This window comes from Casimicrobium huifangae (assembly GCF_009746125.1).
Classification (GTDB): Bacteria; Pseudomonadota; Gammaproteobacteria; order Burkholderiales; family Casimicrobiaceae; genus Casimicrobium; species Casimicrobium huifangae.
On record NZ_CP041352.1, the window covers coordinates 3302252 to 3321665 of the forward strand.

The following is a 19414-nucleotide window of genomic DNA, read 5'->3' on the forward strand; positions in this document are numbered from 1 at the left end:
ACGGATCGGGCGCGAGGTTGCGAGCGATGTCATGGCGCACTCGGTGCTGTCGGCGACGTGCAGATGACGCCGGTCAAAGTGATGGTCCCAATTACCTCGGTCGTCGCCGTCGGATGATTGGCAGCCAACTCAAAGGCGGCGGTCGTACCGGCCGGCGGGACGTCGTAGAGGGTGACCAACGCCGGGGCTACCTGACGGGCACGCACACCAACGAAACCGGTCGAGGGTGGCACAGTCGCAGCGTTATTCGCAATATGCAAGCACGCCGTTGAGCTTTGCCGTGCATTGATGGCGATCGGATTCACGGCATTGACCGAGTCGGTATGGGTAATGTTGTTATTCAGCACGGTAGCGTGGAAGTTCGGATTGGTGCCAGCATCCGGCGTATTGACGATGATGCCGTTGAACAATCCGTGATTGGTTACGGTGTTGTTCTCGAATCGCACGAAACCTGGAGCGCCGGCGCCAACGGTGCTGGTGGGGTAAGCAATCAACGTGTGATTGGTCGCCGTGGTGGGCGTTGTCACCGTGTTGTTGCGGACGGTGGCGTGCAGTCGCGAGGATGCCGTAGCGTTACCCGGCGTTTGCCCGACGAAGATCGCGGCACCACCGAAGCCCGCGGCCGGAGTACCCGGCACCAGGTTGTTGTTAATGTCAACAAAGAGTTGCCCGTTGCTACCGTTGGAGAACACTACCCCTTCATTGCCTTGCGTAGTCTTCGACCAGCGCGAGTTCTGCAGTGTGAAGTGGACGGTTGAAGAGCCGTTGGCGGCAGCCTGAATCGCCTGCGACTTGTTGTCGTCGAACTGGCTGTTGTCAACCAGCACGCGGCCCAGGGCTGTGCCTTGCAGCTCCATCTGGATGCCATCGGCCCCTCCGCCAACACTGTTGCTCTTGACGACAGTTCGCGTGACGGCGAGGCCAAAATTGTTGCTCTGGCCATAAATCTCGACGTTGTGTTCGATGCCGCCCTGAATCCAGCTGTCCGTGATCGCGTTGGCGGTGCCGCTCAGACCGTTGATGCCGGGGTCACCCACGACATCGAGCTTGCCAAACACCAGCGGTGCATCCTGGCCTCCGGTCGTCACGCCAATGGTGCCGTCAATCACGCTTCGGTTAAGCGAGAAGTTGGTGGTGTTGGTTGCATAAATCCCGAAGTTATGCGTCGCGTTGCCAGTAATGCGCATTCGAGTGAGCGAGACATTTGCCGTGTTGTCGAGGCGGATACCCGTCGCGGCGTTCTGGATAGTGCCGCCGGTACAGTCGGCCGTGACGGGAGCCGTAGCCACCGTATTCTTGTCAACAACCGACCCGCCGCAGTTTCCTGCGGAATTGCCTAGCACCGTCAATCCGCCACTTGATCCAGTGCTCGACAGGTTGATGCCCGTCGTCGCGCCATTCACCGAGATACTGCGGAAGACCAGATTGCCGGCACCGATAGTAGTGTTGGTCACGTTTAGTGCCGTCCCAGTTGTTGACGTCAACGTGCTCGCGGTGTTGGTGGCGGCAACGGTACCGCCACCGGTCGCATTGAATGCCGTGTTGCCACCTGTGCTGGCGGTGATCACACCGGTGAAATTGATAGTTCCGCCGGTGTTCGACGTCAACGAGATGCCAGTACCGTTGTCGGTCACTGCACCGCTGAACGTCGCAGTACCGCTGGTCTTGCCAGTAACACTGATCGACCGTGCCCCCGCTCCCGAGGTTACGGTGGCGGCATTGTTAATGGTGGCGGTGCCACCGATGACGGAGAAGCCGGTCGCCGTCGCGCCGCTGATAGCGCCGCCATTGATGTTGAGCGTCCCGGTAACTGCATTGAGCAGCACACCAGTAGCACCGCCCGTTGACGAGACTGCGTCGAACGTTGCCGCAGCAGCCCCGTTGATGAGGCTCAACGCCGGCAGGCCGCCCGTGATACTGAGGTCAGACGCAGTCAGCGTGCCGAAGTTGTTGCCGCTAACCGTCGGTCCCGCAGTACCGGTCAGATTGAGCCCTCGCACCGTGTTGTTGCTGTTCAATGCCACTGTGACGCCGGTCGACGTGATGAATGGGCGCGTTGCGTTAATCGCAGGTCGTGCCGGAATGGCGCCGACTGGCGGAACGCTGGTGCCAAATACCGCATCGAAGCTCGCGCCAGTTACGCCCTGACCGTACAACGAACCACCGCTGTTCAGTGTCACGGCCTGCGTATAGATGGCTGAATCGGAGATAAATATCGTGCGGCCGGTAAGGGCGCCGATATTGGTCAGCGCCGTCGCGAGTGTGCACTCGTTGGTGAGCGTGCAATTGCCACTGCCGACAGCGGCAGTTTTCACGTAATAAATCGTCGGTCCGGTGAGGTTAAAGCTCACATTCTGGTAAGCACTGCATACGCCAGGCCCAGGGTTACCGTTGTCACAGACGCGATAGGCGAAACCGACGACCGTACCAGTAGCTTCGGCCGGTGGGCTAAAGGTAAAGCTGCCGTCGGCGTTGATCGTCACTGTTGCACCGGCGAGCACCGAGGTTGGCACGGTGTCGATAGTGACAACACCCAAATCCGGGTCGGTTCCACCCAGCGTGGCCGCCGGGAACGTGACCGGAATATGGACCCGGGCCGCCAGCGTACCGGGGTTGGTCGGGATTGGTGGATCGTTGACCGCAATGATGGTCACGGTCGTGGTTTGTGTCGCGCACAGATTAGGCGTACCGTTATCACAGACCTGAATGCCTACGTCACAGGATGCAGGAGGGATGGGGCCAGCTGGCGTGAATGTGTAAACACCGGTACCGGCAACGATTGAGGCGCCTGCGCAAGTGTTGGTGCCAGCAATGCTCCACGCCTGCGCCGGACCATCCGGGTCAACGCGAGTCGCGGTGTAGGTATAGAGCGTATCTTCAGTGGCTGTAGTCGGCGCGGCGCTATTGATCACGGGCGCGTCGTTAACCGCCGTAATGTTCAGTGTTGTGGTTTGCGTTGCACAGAGATTCGGGGTGCCGCCGTCACAGACCTGGATGCCGATGACGCAGGAGGCCGGAGGCGTCGGACCAACCGGCGTGTAGGTGTAAACGCCCGTGCCCGCAACAATGCTCGCCCCCGCACAGGTGTTCGACGCGGTGAGACTCCACGTCTGCCCCGGACCATCCGGATCATTGCGTGTGGCGTTGTAGGTGTAGGCCACGTCTTCCGTCGCCGGCGTCGGTGCCGTGCTGTTGATCACCGGCGCGTCGTTGACCGGCGTAATCGTGACCGTCGTCGTCTGCGTCGCGCAGAGATTCGGGGTGCCGCCGTCGCAGACCTGGATGGCCACCACGCAGGATGCGGGGGGTACCGGGCCAGCTGGCGTGAAGGTGAATACCCCCGTACCCGCCGCGATCGAGCCGCCACAGGTGTGGGTACCGAGCAAGCTCCACGTTTGGCCCGGTCCATCAAGATCAGTGCGGGTAGCGTTGTAGGTGTAGAGCGAGCCTTCGGTCGCCGTGGTCGGCGCGGCGCTGCTGATCGTGGGCGCGCTGTTGACTGCGGTGATGGCCAGCGTGGTGTTCTGTGTGGCACAGAGATTCGGGGTGCCGCCGTCACAGACCTGGATGCCGATGACGCAGGAGGCCGGAGGCGTCGGACCAATCGGCGTGTAGGTGTAAACGCCCGTGCCCGCAACAATGCTCGCCCCCGTACAGGTGTTCGACGCGGTGAGACTCCACGTCTGCCCCGGACCATCCGGGTCAAGGCGCGTTGCGTTGTAGGTGTAGGCCACGTCTTCCGTCGCCGGCGTCGGTGCCGTGCTGTTGATCACCGGCGCGTCGTTGACCGGCGTAATCGTGACCGTCGTCGTCTGCGTCGCGCAGAGATTCGGGGTGCCGCCGTCGCAGACCTGAATGGCCACCACGCAGGATGCGGGGGGTACCGGACCAGCTGGCGTGAAGGTGTACACACCGGTAGCTGGAACAATGGCAGCCCCAGCGCAGGTGTTGGTGCCAAGCAAGCTCCACGTTTGACCCGGCCCGTCGGCGTCGATACGTGTGGCGCCATAGGTATAGAGAGCGCCCTCAGTCGCAGTCGCAGGCGCGACGCTGTTGATTGTGGGCGGACTGTTGACTGCGATCACGTTGATGGTCGACGTGACGGGAGCGCTCGGAAGCGCACCGTCGTTGCCGATCCACGTCACCGTACGCGCAAGCGTCGAGGGTGTGATCGAGGTGTTGTTATATGTCACCGAGCGTAAGGCCGCCTGATAATTGGCCAGCGTGGCAACACCAGTCAGCGTCAAGGTGCCGGTGGCCGGTGCAAAGGAGCCGGTGATGCCACCGGCATTGACGAAAGCGAGCACGTCTTCGCCATTGGCATAGTTGGCGGTGATCTGAACCGTCGCACTCGTGAGGTTCACGCTATCCACGTCGCTCACCGTCACCGTGCCATCAACCACGGCCGCAGATCCGCCTTCGGTGAAGGCAAGGGTGGCGCCAGCGGTAAGCACGGGTGCGTCGTTCACAGCGACAACGTTGACGGTCGAGGTCACCGGCAGACTCAGGGCTGCACCGTCGTTGACAATCCACGTGACCGTGCGCGCAAGTGTCGACGGATTTTCCGAGGTGTTGACGTAGGCAACACTGCGCAGGGCCGTCTGCCAGGTCGCGACGGAGGCACTGCCGGTCAGCGTCATTGTTCCTGTAGCCACTGAAAACACGCCAGTAATGCCGCCCGCGTTCACGAAGGAGAGCACATCCTGACCGTTAAAGTAGTTACCGGTGATTTGCACTGTCGCGGCAGTCAGATTGGCGCTGTCCACATCATTGGCGGTCAGGCCCGGCGAGAGCGCAATCGCTGGTGAATTTTCCGTGTAAGTCACGGTATTGCCTGCTACGACGACTGGCGCGTCATTCACCGGTGTCACATTGATCGAGCTGGTCGCGGTGTTGCTCAAGTTGGCCGTGGCGCCACCATCATCTACGGTCCAGCTGACAGTGCGCGTCAGCGCCGACGGGTTGTCCGAGGTATTGACGTAGGTCACACTGCGTAGGGCAGCCTGGTAGTTCGCCAGCGAACTGGAGCCAGTCAGCGTCAGCGTGCCTGTGCCAGCAACAAAGTTGCCGGTGATGCCACTGGCGTTGACGAACGCAAGGACGTCCTGGCCGTTCTGATAATTGCCGGAAATGACAACCGTCGCGCCGACCAGATTTGCACTGTCGATGTCGGCAATGGTGATGGTGTTGTCGATAACGGCGGCGGGGCCATTCTCGGTGTAGGCGAGCGTAGCGCCGGCCGTGAGTACCGGGGCGTCGTTGACGGGCGTGACGTTGATCACAAAGTTTTGCGTGGCGCTAACGTCGACACCGCCATCGACAACACCACCGTCGTCACGGACGCGCAGTGTGATCGTCGCCGTGCCATTGGCATTCGGGGCGGGTGTGAAGGTCAGGTTGCCGTTCGTACCATTAACTGCAGGTTGCGTACTGAAGAGCGCGCTATTGGTGTTGCCAGTAATCTCAAAGGTGAGCACCTGTGCCGACTCGCACGGTGCACCCTTGCTGAGAGCAGTCGCCCAGCCGGCGACCGTTTGCGGGCCGGAATCTTCGTTGACGGTTACCGTCGCGCCGGCGGTAAAGCTTGGCGCCTGGTTGACCGGGCGCACTGTCAGTGTGAAGTTCTGCGTCGTCGTACCAACAATATTGCTGGCGGTGAGTGAGATCGGGTAGGTGCCGCGCGTGCAAACGGCAGGTGTGCCGCCAACCGTTGCCGTGGCGGCGGGCGTGCCGGCATAGGTGAACGTAACTGCGGATGGCAACGTCCCGGTCGGCTGCGCCATACCTGTAATCGGCAAACCAACCGAGGTGGTGGTTACGGTATGGGTGAATGGTGCAAGTTCCGGAACGCTGACCGTTGCGGCGCTGGTGATTGTCGGCGCACCGCCAACCGTCAGCGTGAAGCTCTGGGTCGCATTGGGCGTGACGCCGTTGATCGAGGTGAACGTACAGGCGTGCGGACCGGCTTCAGACACAAGTGGCGAGCCGGAAAGCGTGCCTCCGCCATTGGCGTCGGCGACGAAGGTGACCGAGGGGAGCGCCGGGGTACAACCACCGAATGCCGCGGTTGGCGTGGGCATGCCATTCGAGGCGAAAGTGAAGCTGTTGGCCTGGGTCGGGATAAAGATGGCGCTGTTGGCGCTGGTGATCTGCGGCGCGCGGGTGTTGGTAATGCTGACCGTGGCGGTCGCGGAATCGAGGGTGCCATCGTTCACTTTGAACGTGAAGCTGTCACTGGCCGTCGCGTTCGCATTGGGCGTATAGGTAACGTTGGGAGCAGTTCCGCCGAGTACGCCCTGAGTCGGTGGCACGAGCACCGCGTAGCTCAGCGTGGCGCCCTCGTAGTCGGAACCAGTCAACGTGATGTTGAGTGTTTCGCCAACCTTGGCGGTCACACTCTGCGGATTGGCTACCGGTGGTGAGTTCAGCGCAGCATCGATGCGGAAGTAAAGGTTGGGCCCATCATACGTGGCATAGAGCGCTGACACATCGGTGCCTGCTGGCGCATCGCCCAGCGGATCGGTAGCAAGTGCGGACACGCCAGACCAGTCGGTAATCAGGCCGTCCCGCACGATCGCTGCAATGATCTGTCCGGAGAGCGAGATGGCAAATACTGCGACTACGACAAGCTGCATGCCGTGCCAGCCACGCCGCCGGGCGTGCCACACAGCCAGCGCGAGCAACAGAGCCGTAAGACCCAGCGCCATCGTCGACAGCGCAGGAACCACCAGCGGTGGCGGGGCGTCGAACAGGATCGCAGCGCCGTTGCTTGACAACAACGCGTCTGCGCCGGTGATACCGTCAGCCCCGGAAGTCGTCAGGCCAATCCGCATCTTCAGGCCTGACTGCGGCAGGTAGGCAGTCGGGATATAAGTCTCCACTGCCGATGTACCGTTCGCACCGAAACCGCGCGCCACCGGGTAAGCCGCACTGTCAAGCGTAACCGGCGCCGACAGGCTGGAGCCGGTGCAGGACTGCAGGGTAATGCCCGTCACCCGGTAGCCTGTCGAGTTGGCAACCACCGTCGTATTGAGCACCAACTCAACGCCGGCAAACGACCCATCAGCCGTACTGATGGTGCAGCCAGAATTAATGTTGTTGTCAGTATCGAGCAGCACACCGAAGGTGGTTGTTGCAGCCCCGGCGACCATTGATCCCGCAAGCGCCGAGGCCGTCACCACCGCGCCTAACATCGCTTGCGCCCGCCGCCAGCGGGCGGTCAAAGCCAGCGCGGTACGCGCGCCGCCAACATGATGGTTGTGATCATCGCTGCCAGACGATTCGGTCAGATTCATATTTCCCCCGCAATTGCGTCGCCCCACCTCCGGAGTGGCGCTGACGATTGCATCGCCCGTTTTGGGCGTAAACAGACAAGAATAGTAATCGGGAAAGTCCTAGGGACCAACACATTTGATGACGCCGTCACAATCGTGACCATGCACGCAAGCGCCTTGACTGACGCTGCTGGCTCCATTTTGGACACCGCAATGTCACCAACACATCGGGGCGCGCCGCTATGATCGACGCCAACATCAGAAACCAGGCCTGCAGACCCGGCGCCATGCGACCGACACCAACACCGACGCCCCTTGACCGAATCCCGTTTCTCAGGTTGCTAGGCATGCAACAGCATGAAGCGGCATCAGGCCGCTCCCGTTTGTGCTTGCCGGACCTGCGCGAGGAATTCTGCAACCTGATTCCCGCTGCGCATGGTGGCGTGCTGATGACTTTGCTCGACGTGGCGATGGCGCGTGCGGCTACATCGCTGGATTCGGCAGCCTCGCACAGTGTCGTGACCGTCGAAATGTCGACTCGCTTTATCAAACCGGGGCGTGGCCCGCTGACTGCCGAAGGCCGTGTCCTCCATGCCGGAAAATCCCTGTGTTCATGCGAAGCGCATGTTCATGACGCTGACGGGGATCTGGTTGCCAGCGCGATGGGCACCTTCAAATTCTGGCGTTCGCCGCCGGGCGACGTCGAGTAGTCACGCCGACCACAACACACTGACGAGACCTGCCAGCGCGAGCGCGGCGAGTACGGCCAGCACGGCGCGACGAAAACCGGCCTCAGAGACCTGGTGAAAGCCCCGCGAACCAACCACGATGCCTGCCAGCAGGGGAAACGCGAGCCATGCTGCCCGAGTGAACGTCTCCGCAGTCACTATCCCATGCCAGCTGCCCCATGACAGTGAGTACAGGGCGCTGCCGAAGAAGAGCACGATCAGTGTCGCCCGCAAGTTCCTGGCTGGCAGCGAAACGGCGAACAGCATCACTGATGCCACCATGCCGCCGAGCGACGATGCGCCTGCGAAGAAGCCCGCGACAAAGCCGGTCCCAAAACGCAGCTTGAACCCGTCGGGCAAGTTCGGCCGACCGTTGGCCAGCAGGCATAGGCAGGCAATCAGCAACAGTGCGCAGCCCCCTGCGCGAATGGACGCCTCGGGCAAGTAGGCCAGTGCTGCAACGCCGAGGGGAATCGACAGCAGGTACGCGGCAGCCATCGGTGCCAGCCATCGCCAGTCGACGTCTCGCCACACGGTGGGTATCAGCGCGATGCTCGCAATGACCTCCATCGTTTGCGCAGTTGGGATGATCAATCGGGGCGAAATCACGAAAGACGCGCTGGCAACGAGCACCGCTGACAACCCGAACCCGGAGAAGCCACGCACCAGACCAGCTAGAAACGAGCACGCGGCGAGCACCAGTAAATGTTGTGGTGCGGAAGAAAGCAAATCCATCACAGGACATTAGCGCACTGGCCGCGTTCATCCGGCACCGCTGTCCGCTTTCGCATCATAGTGTGGCGATCGGCGGTTTGTGGAGAGCATGGACCAGACACGGTCGGCACTTCTGCCGCAAGACTGATGACTCCACTGCTACGGTTCGGTATCGCATTTCGATACGTGACGGACCGTCGCGCGCAACCTCGCGCTGCGCGGTGGCCTTTCCGGCATCTGCATGAAAAAGTTCGCTCCGTCTTCAACACTGAAAGCGAATCAAAACATGCACACCCCGAACGTAATCATCCACCGTGACACCGGCGCCTGGCGCCTTCAGGTGTGGGTGTCGTTCGCCATCGCAGTATTTCTGTGCACGACCGGGCTGTCGTATCTGCCCGGACAGGACATTGACCGCGCCTTCATGATCATGGGCTATCTGTTCTGTCTGTCAGCCACCTTCGTGCTGTCGAAATTCGTGCGCGACAACCAGAGTCAGAAGGCCGACACACCGATGTGGCGCTGGGTGGTCTACGGCGCGTTCTTCCTGGCCATGGCCCTCACCGGCTGGGGGCTCTGGCGCATGAACATTAACGAGACCTACAAAGCGTTCCTGCTGGTCAGCTGGCTCTACCTCATCACCTCAACCTTCACCCTTGCCAAGACCTTGCGTGATGGCCATGACGCCGATCTTGCCGAAGCTCGTCTGCAGGGCCGCACCGGCGCAGTGCTGCCATCGCAAAGCATGCAGTAAACCCCGTTCGTCCCTTTACCGCCCCATCTCAACAAGGAGACGTCATGACTACCCGCACCAATTTCAACGACCGTCGCTCGCCGACCAGCCGTTTGCTTCTACGTTTCAGCTCGTCCACGGCGTGGCTGGTTGCTGCTGCAGCGATTGCCCTGTCACCATTGACCGCTCATGCGCACCGCGACGACGGGCTATCAGCGCTCAGCGCACTCTCAGCACTGCCGGTCGCATCAGTAGTCGTGGCTGGCAGTGCCGCAGCAGGCGCGAGTGCAGCTGCCGTAACCTTGCCTGTGGCACTTTCGGCAGGAGGCGCAGTGCTGGTGGTGAAGTCCATCGAGATCACGGCACGCGGCACGCTCTGCGTGCTCGAACGTGCTTCCGATGGCGCGCGCGTCAGCCTTGAGTTTGCCGGGCGCAGTTTTGAACGCACGGTATTGAGCGTCGGCAAGTCGGTGCAGCTCAGTGTGCTCGCGTCCGGCACGGTGCTCTCAGTGCTGGGCGAAGCGATCGCTTTTGTGCCCAACGAGCTCGGCCGCGCCCTGCTGCACAACGAACGACTCACGTACTGATGAGCTCTCAACCATGAACTCGATTTCTCCTCTCATCGCAGCTGCATTGGCTGCGCTTTGCCTGATGAGTGCGCCAGCACAGGCCGGCCGCTCCTGTGAAACAAAGCCGGCAGATTCCCGCACCGTCGAAAAGGGATTGACGCTTGCTGAGCGCGCCAACGCCGCACTCAACGCCAGTGGCGCCAGGGTCGTGTTGCTGGCTCGGGCCGGGCAGGATCTCAGCCGTTACGGTTTGCGCTACTCGCATCTCGGCTGGGCTTATCGCGATATCGAGGGCCATTGGCGGGTCGTCCACAAACTCAATATGTGCGGCACTGCCGATGCGTCGATCTACCGGCAGGGGCTCGGCGAGTTCTTTCTCGATGATCCCTATCGGTACGAAACGGCCTGGGTAGTACCAACGGCCGAAGTACAGGATCGACTGCATGCGCTGCTGAGCGACGGCAACCGTATCACCACGCTTCATGTCAAGCCGTACAGTATCGTGAGCTATGTCTGGGCGGAAAAGTACCAGCAGTCAAACCAGTGGGCGCTGGAGACACTGGCGCTGGCGATGGACGGCGAGATTCGTAGCCGTGCGCAGGCACAAGCCTGGTTGCGCTACAAGAACTATCAGCCGACCACACTGACGCTCGGACCGTTGACCCGACTGGGCGGACGGATCAGTGCAGCAAATGTCGCATTCGACGACCATCCCAATGAAAAGCGCTTCTCCGACCGTATTGAGACGGTCACCGTCGACTCAATATTTGCCTGGATGCAGGCAGCGCGGCTGGGAGGCGCGCCGCAGACGCTGAGGCTTTAGGGGCAAGACTTGCGGCGCGCTACACTGCCAGCCTTCCATCTGCGGGGAATGCACCGTGAAGTCGCAACCTAACCTGATCCGTTACCTGCTGGCCCTGTTGCTGATGTGCTGCGCGACTGTCGCGGCGGCGCAGGACAAGGCTGTCTATCACATTGACAACGCTGCTGCCCAGGGCCTGAAGGGGCTGCGCAACATCCGCAATCACCTCGACACTGCGCCAGACACCAAAATCATCGTGGTCACCCACGCCGAAGGCGTCGACATGCTGATGGAAGGCGCGAAGGAGGAACGGAGCAAGACCGAGTACGCGCCGCTGGTATCTGCGCTCAAGGCGCGCGGTGTGAAATTCGAGATCGGCGAGATCACGCTCAAGAACCGCAACCTGAAGAAAGACCAATTCATCCTGGATGCCGACTACACGCCGTCCGGTGTGGTGCGCATCGCCCAGTTGCAAACGCGCGACCACTACGCCTACATCAAGCCCTGAGCGGCTGTACAAGGCGGAGACCAGATGCCCGCTACGTGCGGGCATCGTCTTTTTTGATTGCCGGACTTTGTTGACATGCACGGACTACATCTCACCGCCGACCTCTTCGACTGCGCCGCCACCCGCGAACTGATGACCGATCGTGGTGTGCTGCAGGAAGCCTGCATTCGTCTGGTGCGCCGCTCGGGACTCACCGTCGTGGGCGATGATTTTCACCAGTTCGCCGCCGTCGACGGTGAGCCGGGCGGCGTGACTGGGCTGGTGCTGCTGGCCGAGTCCCACCTCGCGGTGCACACCTGGCCCGAGCTGAACGCAGTGACGCTGGATGTCTACGTCTGCAATTTCCGTCAGGACAATTCGGCCAAGGCACGGGCACTCAGCGATTCGCTGGTCGAACTCTTCGTTCCCGGTCACGCCAACCGCAATGACCTGCTGCGAGGTGCACCACACTCGCCGGATTCACCGGACGGCGCGCATCTCACGCTGGAGTGGTTGACACCCGACGTGGTGCATGGCTTCGCGCGGCAGCGTCCGCCGGTGGCGATCCAGACTCCGGTGCAACGCCTGGAGTGGCACGACACCCGCGCCCTTGGCCGCGTCTTCACGCTCGACGGCGCTTTCATGGCCAGCGAGCGAGACGAGTTCATCTATCACGAGTGCATGGTGCACGTGCCGGCATTGACCCACGGCGATCCGAAATCGGCGTTCATCATGGGTGGCGGCGATGGCTGTTCAGCGCGGGAGCTGCTGCGCTACGCGGGCATTGAGCGCATTGTGGTCGCTGAGCTTGATCCTGACGTCATCGAAAGCTGTCGTCGGCAGTACTTCGCTGTCAACGGTGGCGCACTGGACCACCCGCGGGTCAACGTCCGCATCGGTGACGCGCTTGGCACCTTGCGCGAGAGTGAGGCGGAATACGATGTGATTGTGATGGACCTCACCGACCCTGGCGACGACGGCAGTCTGGCGAGCGAGCTCTACAGCACCGAAACCTATGCGCTTGTCCGGTCAAGGCTCACGGCAAATGGTCTGGTCACGTTGCACATTGGCAGCGCGTTCTATCACCCCGAGCGCTTCCGTAAAACGCTGTCTGACCTGCGCGAAGTATTTACAGAGGTCGCCGCTTACAAGGCTTTCATGCCGGTTTACGGCTGCGAGTGGGGCATGGCCTGTGCCAGCATGCACGGCAACCCGGCGAACATGGCGGCGCGTGAGGTATCCGCCGGGCTGGCGAAGCACGCCATTCAGGGCCTGCGCTTCTACACACCGCGCGTACACGCCAGCCTGTTCGCGTGGCCCGCGTATGCAGAGGCACTTGGGGCGTAGCCTGATTTTATTCGCAACGCAGCAAGCGAACTGATGCGGTGAGAACGGACGTGTCAGACGCTCCAATCGCGGCGCTACTAAGGCGCGACGGTAAGCGAACAAGTGCTCGCCAGATGTGCCCGAATACTGGCCCACGTGGTGCGCGTTGCGCAGGGTGATACCGCGTTGGCGATCACTGCGTTTCCGCTGATTCCAAGCAAGGCGCGCAACAGCAGCACACCGTCGGTGGCCGCATCGACACTCGAGTCTCCGTCAATGTCGAGCTTTTGTGCAGTCAGGTGATTCGCTATGTCAGCGGCGACAATTCGTTGTGCCGAGAGTCCGAGTGCGCCAGCCGTCGCCGCATTGCCCGTCATTCCAAGCATCCAGCGCAGCATCAGCAACCCGTCGGTGACGCTCCCGACACTGCCGTTGTTGTCGGCATCAAGCGCACAAGTGACCGGTTGTCGTGCTGTCACCCCGGTTACCGACGCATTGGCGGTCACTGAGGCAAGTGTGAGGGCCGGAGCAAAGATGGTGTCGGTCTTGCGTGGGTACAGTCGCCCGGAAAAGCCATAGGGCACGGAGCAACTGTAGTTACCGCTGGCATCGCTAGTGGAACACGTAGCGCCGGCGCCGCCACAGAAGGTGACGCCCCCAATCGCTGCGGCAGGGCCGGCAATGGTGCCCGTCACCGTCAACGGCCCCACCGCTGCCTGGCCCGAGTTGACATTGACCATCAGGGACGAAACGTCAACCGCCTCAAAGTCGCTGCCGCGAATGAAATCAAGCTCGTGCAATTCGTCGTTGTTCCAGCGATCGTCGGTAGCGCCAGAGATGTACCAGTTGCTGCCGTTGTCCGCGAGCATCATGCCGTACTTCTTGAGCGCCCGCAGGATGGTGATAGCCGTCGCCGACAGTGGCGGCATGCGCACTTCGGACACGCTGGCCTTGAGGCGAAAACGGGCGCCCATGGCCGGCACATTCGAGCTGGTGTTGCTCGATGCATAGTGCCGCGCTGGCCAGTCGAACGCGCGCCGCGTCACCTGTGCGGTAAAGCGGACTGCATGTGCAATCTCGCCAGCGGCCACCTCGTCGTAGCGGATCAGCCCCGGCAGGATGGGCAAGCCAGCAGCATCAGCAGAGTTCCAGGTCGCTGGACGTAACGCGTGCGAATTGAGATCCCACACTGCGCCGGAGTAACCTGTCCAGCTGGCAGGCGCAGCGGGATAGGCTGGCGACTGGTTCAGGACGCCCACCTCGTAGAGCTTGCAGGTGCCGCGATCAATAACGATCCCGTGGCGGTCACCAGACGGGAATGCAGCGCCACCTTCGATGGGGATGTTGGGCGGAATTGGATACGGACCTGGATCGCTCTCGTCAGCCACGTCAAATGTGATCGGCACCATTGGCTGGCCGGCCGGCACCGTAGTGAACGGAATGCCCATTGGCCGCCCCTGATAAAGGCCGGAGCCAAAGTCCAGATGCAGACCTGCGTTAATGCCGATACTGGCGACAAAGTTGGCCGAATTACCGTGGACTGGCAGTGTGTCGACCGGTACGTTCCAGATGCTGTTGGCCGGAAAGATCGGGCAGCCACCGATGACAGGCGCCGCGCCGTTGGCGCCCGAAGTCGCAGTCATCAGCACCAGTGATGTCAATAGCGCTCGCGCAAACCAGAACGCCCCATGATCGGGAATTGCATCCCCTCTGTTGGCGCTGCACGCGAGTGAGCCAAATTTCGAATTCATGCCAATAGCATATCGCGATATTTGCCCTGCGAGAATCATCGCAATCATTGATGAGACGAAAGACGTAATTTGCACCGCAATCCATGCAGTACCGGGAAATGTAGTCTTGGGGTCAGCCGCTCACCGCACGTCCAATAAAGCCGGAAGCACATCGCCCGCAGAGCCTTCAAGCCAGCAGGTGGCTTCGCGATTCGAAGCCGACAGGTTCGGGTCGACAACGATCACGGCTGCGCCCTGACGGCCTGCCCGTCGAACCAGCGAGGCCGCAGGTTCAACAACGCCCGATGTTCCAACCACCACAAACGTATCGGCAGTTTGCGCAAGCCGGGTCGCGCGGTCAAACGCAGCGGAAGGCAACGACTCGCCAAACCAGACAACGCCAGGCCGCACGGGGCCGCCGCACAATGCGCAAGGCGGCGGGCGGAGCCGGCGTCCGCCCTCGGGCTCATCAGGAATCATGTTGATCAGTTCCGGCGGCGCCGGCGTCGCGCACGCGAAGCAGCGCGGGGCGAGAATGCTGCCGTGCAAGTGCACGACATCTTCGCTGCCTGCACGCTCATGCAGGTCGTCGACGTTTTGTGTCACCACGTGGACGGCACGTGGCCTGACATTCGTGGTGAACGCTGCAATCGCGCGATGCCCGGCGTTGGGCGCCGCCTGCATCACCTTCTGTCGCCGCCATTCGTACCAGCCCCAAACCAGTTCTGGATCGGACTCGAAGCCTTCGGCAGAGGCCAGTAACGCCGGATCGAACCGTTCCCACAGACCGGTCAGCGCATCGCGAAACGTCGGAATGCCGCTTTCGGCGGACATGCCGGCGCCAGTGAAAAAGACGATGTGCCCGGCACGATGGATCGCATCACGCGCGGCTGACAGTGTGGCTGGATCCATACGGGGCTCCTTGTGGCCAGCAGTCTATCGCCGCACGCCAGGACGCAGCCCTAATGTGCGAGCAGACGCTTTGCCTCCGCCATGATCGCAGGACTGTAATGCCAAACTTTTCGTAGAGCGCATCTGCCGGGCCAGAGGCGCCGAATCCGCTCATCCCTATGAAGCCACCACACGTGCCAAGATAGGCATCCCAGCCCATGCGGCAAGCGACTTCGACCGCGATACGCGCTCCGCTGCCGAGTGTGGCTGCACGATAGACTGCATCCTGTCGGCCGAACAATTCCCAGCACGGTAGTGACACCACGGCGCAACCGATACCCTGGTCTTCCAGTGTCGCTCTCGCCTGCACCGCTAGCAGCATCTCTGAGCCGGTAGCCAGCAAGTCGGTCCGGCGCCATTCGCCACCACGTACGCTGTGTTCGGGACGCGGCGGGCTTACGACTTCATTCGTCAATTGATCGCCGAAGAGAATCTCAACCTCAAGATCTGCTGTGCGTTGCCGGGTTTGACGACAGGCTACGGTCCCAGCCATCAGGCGACGGAAGACCTAGCGATGATGCTGGCCATCCCCGGACTCACGGTGGTCGCCCCCAGGGACGCGCTCGACATCGAGCAGGCTGTACCGCAGATTGGGGCACATCAGGGGGCCGTCTGCATGCGGCTTCTGCGTGGGCAGGTACCGCTGGTGCTGGATGAGTACGACTACAAGTCTGAATTGGGCAGCGCCAAGCGCTTGCGCGGTGGCAATGACGCACTGGTGATTTCCAGCGGCTTGATGACAATGCTCACGCTTGAGGTCGCAAAGCAACTCGAAGCGGATGGCATCAAGGTCGCCGCACCGCACTGCCCGACCATCAAGCCACTGGATGAGGCCGCCGTCCTCGCTGAAGCGCGGCAGCCCGGCCGTGTAGTGGTGGTCACAGAAGACCACTCAGTCATGGGTGGTCTAGGTGAAGCTGTGGCAAGGCTGCTGATGCGCAAAGGCGTCATGCCTGCGCGCTTCCGCATGCTGGCATTGCCTGACGCGTTCCTCGACGCTGGCGCATTGCCCACGCTGCACGACCGCTATGGCATTTCTGCCGAGAAGATGGCGGCGTCGATCAAGAGCTGTCTCAAATAGCCCGTTTTCAGCAGATCGCCCTGCACGAGCCGCTTGTTTCGCGCGCGAAGGCGTTCACCAGCCGCCAAAGCGCGGCCAGGTAACCACGTCCTTGGCCGAATCAAGGGCAACATATTCTGGAAACTGGGCCGCCGTGGCGCAAGCGTGATTCGGCAGGATGCGCAATTGCGTCCCGACGGGAAAGCGCTTCGCGATGTCACCGTCGATACCACCGACACGCGCGATGATGCCGTGTTCCTGATTTGCGCCTTCGACGATGTATCCGTCAACCGGCACGCAGTTGAGGTCGCAGACCTGGCCGTAGCCATAGTCGTGCGTCTGCTTCTGCGTCCCCCGGTCGCGGCTCATCGCCATCCAGCCGGCGTCAACCAGCGCCCAGCCTTTCTCTTTCTGGTGACCGATCACGGTTGTCAGCACCGACAACGCAACGTCGTCCATGCTCGCTACACCGATGTTGGTCATCACCAGGTCGTGAAAAACATACACCCCGGCGCGCACCTCGGTCACCCCTTCGAGATGTTTCGCCGAGAGCGCAGTGGGCGTCGATCCCACGCTCACGTTCGGACACGGCAGCGTGGCAGCACGCAGGCGCTCGGCGGCAAGCACGCAGCGTGAGCGTTCCTGCTCCGCCATGGCTGCAAGGGCCTCCGGGGTATTGAGTTCGTAGCTGGCGCCCGCGTGCGTCATCACACCGCCCAGGACCATACCACCTTCGTGCAGGGTGCGACCGACGGCGATCAGCTCATCGCCATCCGGTTTCAGGCCGGCGCGATGACCGTCGGTATCGAGTTCAAGCCACACTTCGAAAATGTGCCGGTGCTCGCGCCCGAAATCGACGATAGCCTGCGCAGCCTCAACGCTATCGACGATGATCTTGAGATCACACCCCTGGTCCCGTAGCGCTCGCACCTGCGGCAGCTTCACCGCCGCCATCCCGACCGCGTAAAGGATGTCGCTAATACCCGCTGCAAAAAACTGTTCGGCTTCCTTAAGCGTTGATACCGTGATACCGCTGGCGCCTGCCGCAATCTGCCGGAGCACAACCTCCAGGCATTTGCTCGTCTTCACATGCGGGCGCAGCTTGACGCCGAGCACCGTCATGCGCGACTGCATGGTCTCGATGTTGCGTCGCAAGCGGGTGAGGTCGAGTAGCGCGGCGGGAGTCGAAAGTTGAAGCATGGTGGCCCTGCTTTTGCGGTTTGCGGCTCAATGTTAGTGTGATCCGGTCGGGCGACGTCGCGAACCCGTTGGTAATCCGTTGGTTGGTCACCCATAGACTGCAGGCAGTCGAATCAGTCCTGACAACTTATGAAGTTCAGTCCGCGTTGGCGCCATTTCGCCCTGGCCGCCCTTGCCTATGCCACCGGCGTTAACGCAACAACCATTACGGTCACGTCCGTAGCCGACGGCATTGCCACCGGGGTCGGGTGCACGCTGCGCGCTGCGATCGAAGCCGCCAATACCGATACCGCTGTTGGAGATTGCCCAGCCGGCTCAGGAGGCGATGTCATCGCATTCAATATCGCAGGCGCCGGCGTCCATACCATTCTTCCAGCGACGCCGTTGCCGAGCGTCACGCAGTCGCTGACCATCGACGGCTATTCCCAACCCGGCAGCGCACCGAACACGCTGCCTGCCGGACAGGGCAGCAACGCGCAGCTTCGCATCGAAATCGATGCTGCGAACATCGGCAACGCTGCCGCCCTGTCGGTGGTTGGCCCCGCCGCAAATGTGACGACCATCCGCGGTCTCGCCATCACCTCCAGCGGTGCAGCGGTGTGCTGCGCGCAACGTGGAATCCTGTTGAGCAACGTCAGTTTCGTCTGGATACAGGGCAATTTCATCGGTATCGCGCCTGATGGCGTAACCGCTAAAGGATTGGGTGCGGGCGGCGTATTCCTGAGCACACCAACGCGGCAGGTGACGATCGGATCGGACGCTTTTGTGCCGACACCGCTCGCGGCAGAAATGAATGTCATTTCCGGCAATCGTGGTCCCGGCATTCAGGGCAACGGCAGCACCGCCAATCTGTGGATTCGAGGTAACCTGCTGGGCACCAATGCTGCCGGGGTCGCAGCCGTGCCTAACGTCGGTGCCGGCATTCAGATGTCGGGGATACTGGCGGGCAATGCCATGTGGAACGACAACCTGATTACCCACAACACCATTTCCGGCAATCTGGGTGGAGTGGCTCTTTCCGAGTCGCGTCAGATCGACTTTTCATTCAACCGTATCGGGGTCGCTGCCGACGGTGTATCGCCCCTGCCCAACACCGGCCGTGGTCTCGACATCGGCGATAACCCCTTCTCCAGCCCGAGCACGACGACGACAGTACGGGTGGCCAACAACACGATTGCCAACAATACCGGCGGCGGGCTGCTGATTTACCGAGCCAACGCGGCCAACACTGTCAACGGCATGAGACTGGTTGCCAACGCGCTCTACAACAACACCGGATACAACCTTGACCTTTCGGCTACATCCACGTCCGATGGACCAACGATGAACGACGCAGGCGACAGCGACCAGGGCGCTAACGCGCTGCAGAATGCTCCCAACATAAGCGCAGTCACAGCCAACGGCTCGACGCTCAGCATCACCTGGAATCTCGCGACCAATCCTTCGGCCGCAACCTTCATCGCGGACTTCTTCCACTCGCCGACCTGCGTCGCCGGTGCCCCGGTGGCGGCGCGGACTTTCATCAACAGCAGCCAGATCACGACTAACGCCCAGGGCAACTACACAGGCATGCCGACCTTTGCCTCTGCGCTGACCAACGGATTCGTCGTTGCCACCGTCACCGCAGACTCGAGTGGCAATTCATCAGAGCTCTCCAACTGTTTCCCGATTACTTCGCTTGTCCAGCAAGCTGTGGCATCTCCTGCCGTACCGGTACCGACGACGAACGCATCGTTCGCTCAGGTGATTCTCAGCCTCCTCATCGGTGTCTCTGCGCTCGCATCGAGGCAAGATCGCGACCGGAGCGCCCTGCGATGAGGGCCGCCCTCGCCAGCCGGAG

At 61.6% G+C, this 19414-nt stretch carries 12 protein-coding genes and 2 pseudogenes; 8 read left to right on the top strand and 6 right to left on the bottom strand.

The window, feature by feature from the left end:
- Positions 1 to 29: 29 nt before the first annotated feature.
- A complete protein-coding gene (locus tag FKL89_RS14920) occupies positions 30 to 7295 on the bottom strand; it encodes an Ig-like domain-containing protein (protein WP_156863557.1) in 7266 nt (2421 codons plus the stop codon).
- A gap of 266 nt (positions 7296 to 7561) precedes the next feature.
- Here FKL89_RS14920 and FKL89_RS14925 point away from each other — a divergent pair, with 266 nt between their 5' ends.
- Positions 7562 to 7984 carry a PaaI family thioesterase gene (locus FKL89_RS14925; protein ID WP_156864730.1) on the top strand — a complete coding sequence of 141 codons (423 nt, stop codon included), beginning with the start codon at positions 7562 to 7564 and terminating at the stop codon, positions 7982 to 7984.
- Here the strand turns inward: FKL89_RS14925 and FKL89_RS14930 are convergent, their stop codons facing one another.
- Positions 7985 to 8737, bottom strand: coding sequence for a sulfite exporter TauE/SafE family protein (locus FKL89_RS14930; RefSeq protein WP_156863558.1), 753 nt, complete (start codon positions 8735 to 8737; stop codon positions 7985 to 7987).
- 265 nt (positions 8738 to 9002) lie between these two features.
- Between FKL89_RS14930 and FKL89_RS14935 the strand changes: the two genes are divergently transcribed.
- The 5 genes from FKL89_RS14935 to speD all read left to right on the top strand — a co-directional run bounded on the left by FKL89_RS14935 (position 9003) and on the right by speD (position 12654).
- Entirely contained in the window at positions 9003 to 9470 is a 468-nt protein-coding gene (locus FKL89_RS14935) for a YiaA/YiaB family inner membrane protein (RefSeq protein ID WP_156863559.1), read from the top strand.
- Between the two features lie 44 nt (positions 9471 to 9514).
- Positions 9515 to 10036, top strand: a complete 522-nt coding sequence (locus FKL89_RS14940; protein WP_156863560.1) for a hypothetical protein — start codon at positions 9515 to 9517, stop codon at positions 10034 to 10036.
- Between the two features lie 13 nt (positions 10037 to 10049).
- The gene (locus FKL89_RS14945; RefSeq protein ID WP_156863561.1) at positions 10050 to 10841 is read left to right on the top strand and encodes a DUF2145 domain-containing protein; all 792 of its coding nucleotides are present in this window, start codon (positions 10050 to 10052) and stop codon (positions 10839 to 10841) included.
- A gap of 103 nt (positions 10842 to 10944) precedes the next feature.
- Positions 10945 to 11328, top strand: coding sequence for a DsrE family protein (locus FKL89_RS14950; protein ID WP_156864731.1), 384 nt, complete (start codon positions 10945 to 10947; stop codon positions 11326 to 11328).
- A 75-nt stretch (positions 11329 to 11403) separates the two neighbouring features.
- Positions 11404 to 12654, top strand: a complete 1251-nt coding sequence (gene speD, locus FKL89_RS14955; protein WP_156863562.1) for an adenosylmethionine decarboxylase — start codon at positions 11404 to 11406, stop codon at positions 12652 to 12654.
- Positions 12655 to 13346: 692 nt separating this feature from the next.
- Here the strand turns inward: speD and FKL89_RS14960 are convergent.
- The 3 genes and pseudogenes from FKL89_RS14960 to FKL89_RS14970 all read right to left on the bottom strand — a co-directional run.
- A pseudogene (locus FKL89_RS14960) lies at positions 13347 to 14276 on the bottom strand (hypothetical protein); the annotation flags it as partial.
- A gap of 228 nt (positions 14277 to 14504) precedes the next feature.
- Positions 14505 to 15275 (bottom strand): SIR2 family NAD-dependent protein deacylase, encoded by a 771-nt coding sequence (locus FKL89_RS14965; protein WP_156863563.1) that lies wholly within the window; start codon positions 15273 to 15275, stop codon positions 14505 to 14507.
- The gene (locus FKL89_RS14970; protein WP_395706346.1) at positions 15244 to 15636 is read right to left on the bottom strand and encodes a transketolase-like TK C-terminal-containing protein; all 393 of its coding nucleotides are present in this window, start codon (positions 15634 to 15636) and stop codon (positions 15244 to 15246) included. The genes FKL89_RS14965 and FKL89_RS14970 overlap by 32 nt, the downstream gene beginning before the upstream one ends.
- A gap of 9 nt (positions 15637 to 15645) precedes the next feature.
- On the opposite strand from FKL89_RS14970, the pseudogene FKL89_RS14975 reads away from it, so the two are divergent.
- A pseudogene (locus tag FKL89_RS14975) lies at positions 15646 to 16395 on the top strand (transketolase family protein); the annotation flags it as partial.
- A 54-nt stretch (positions 16396 to 16449) separates the two neighbouring features.
- Here the strand turns inward: FKL89_RS14975 and FKL89_RS14980 are convergent.
- Positions 16450 to 17574 carry a DSD1 family PLP-dependent enzyme gene (locus FKL89_RS14980; RefSeq protein WP_156863564.1) on the bottom strand — a complete coding sequence of 375 codons (1125 nt, stop codon included), beginning with the start codon at positions 17572 to 17574 and terminating at the stop codon, positions 16450 to 16452.
- 129 nt (positions 17575 to 17703) lie between these two features.
- Here FKL89_RS14980 and FKL89_RS14985 point away from each other — a divergent pair, with 129 nt between their 5' ends.
- Positions 17704 to 19392 carry a right-handed parallel beta-helix repeat-containing protein gene (locus tag FKL89_RS14985; protein WP_156863565.1) on the top strand — a complete coding sequence of 563 codons (1689 nt, stop codon included), beginning with the start codon at positions 17704 to 17706 and terminating at the stop codon, positions 19390 to 19392.
- Positions 19393 to 19414: the final 22 nt, after the last annotated feature.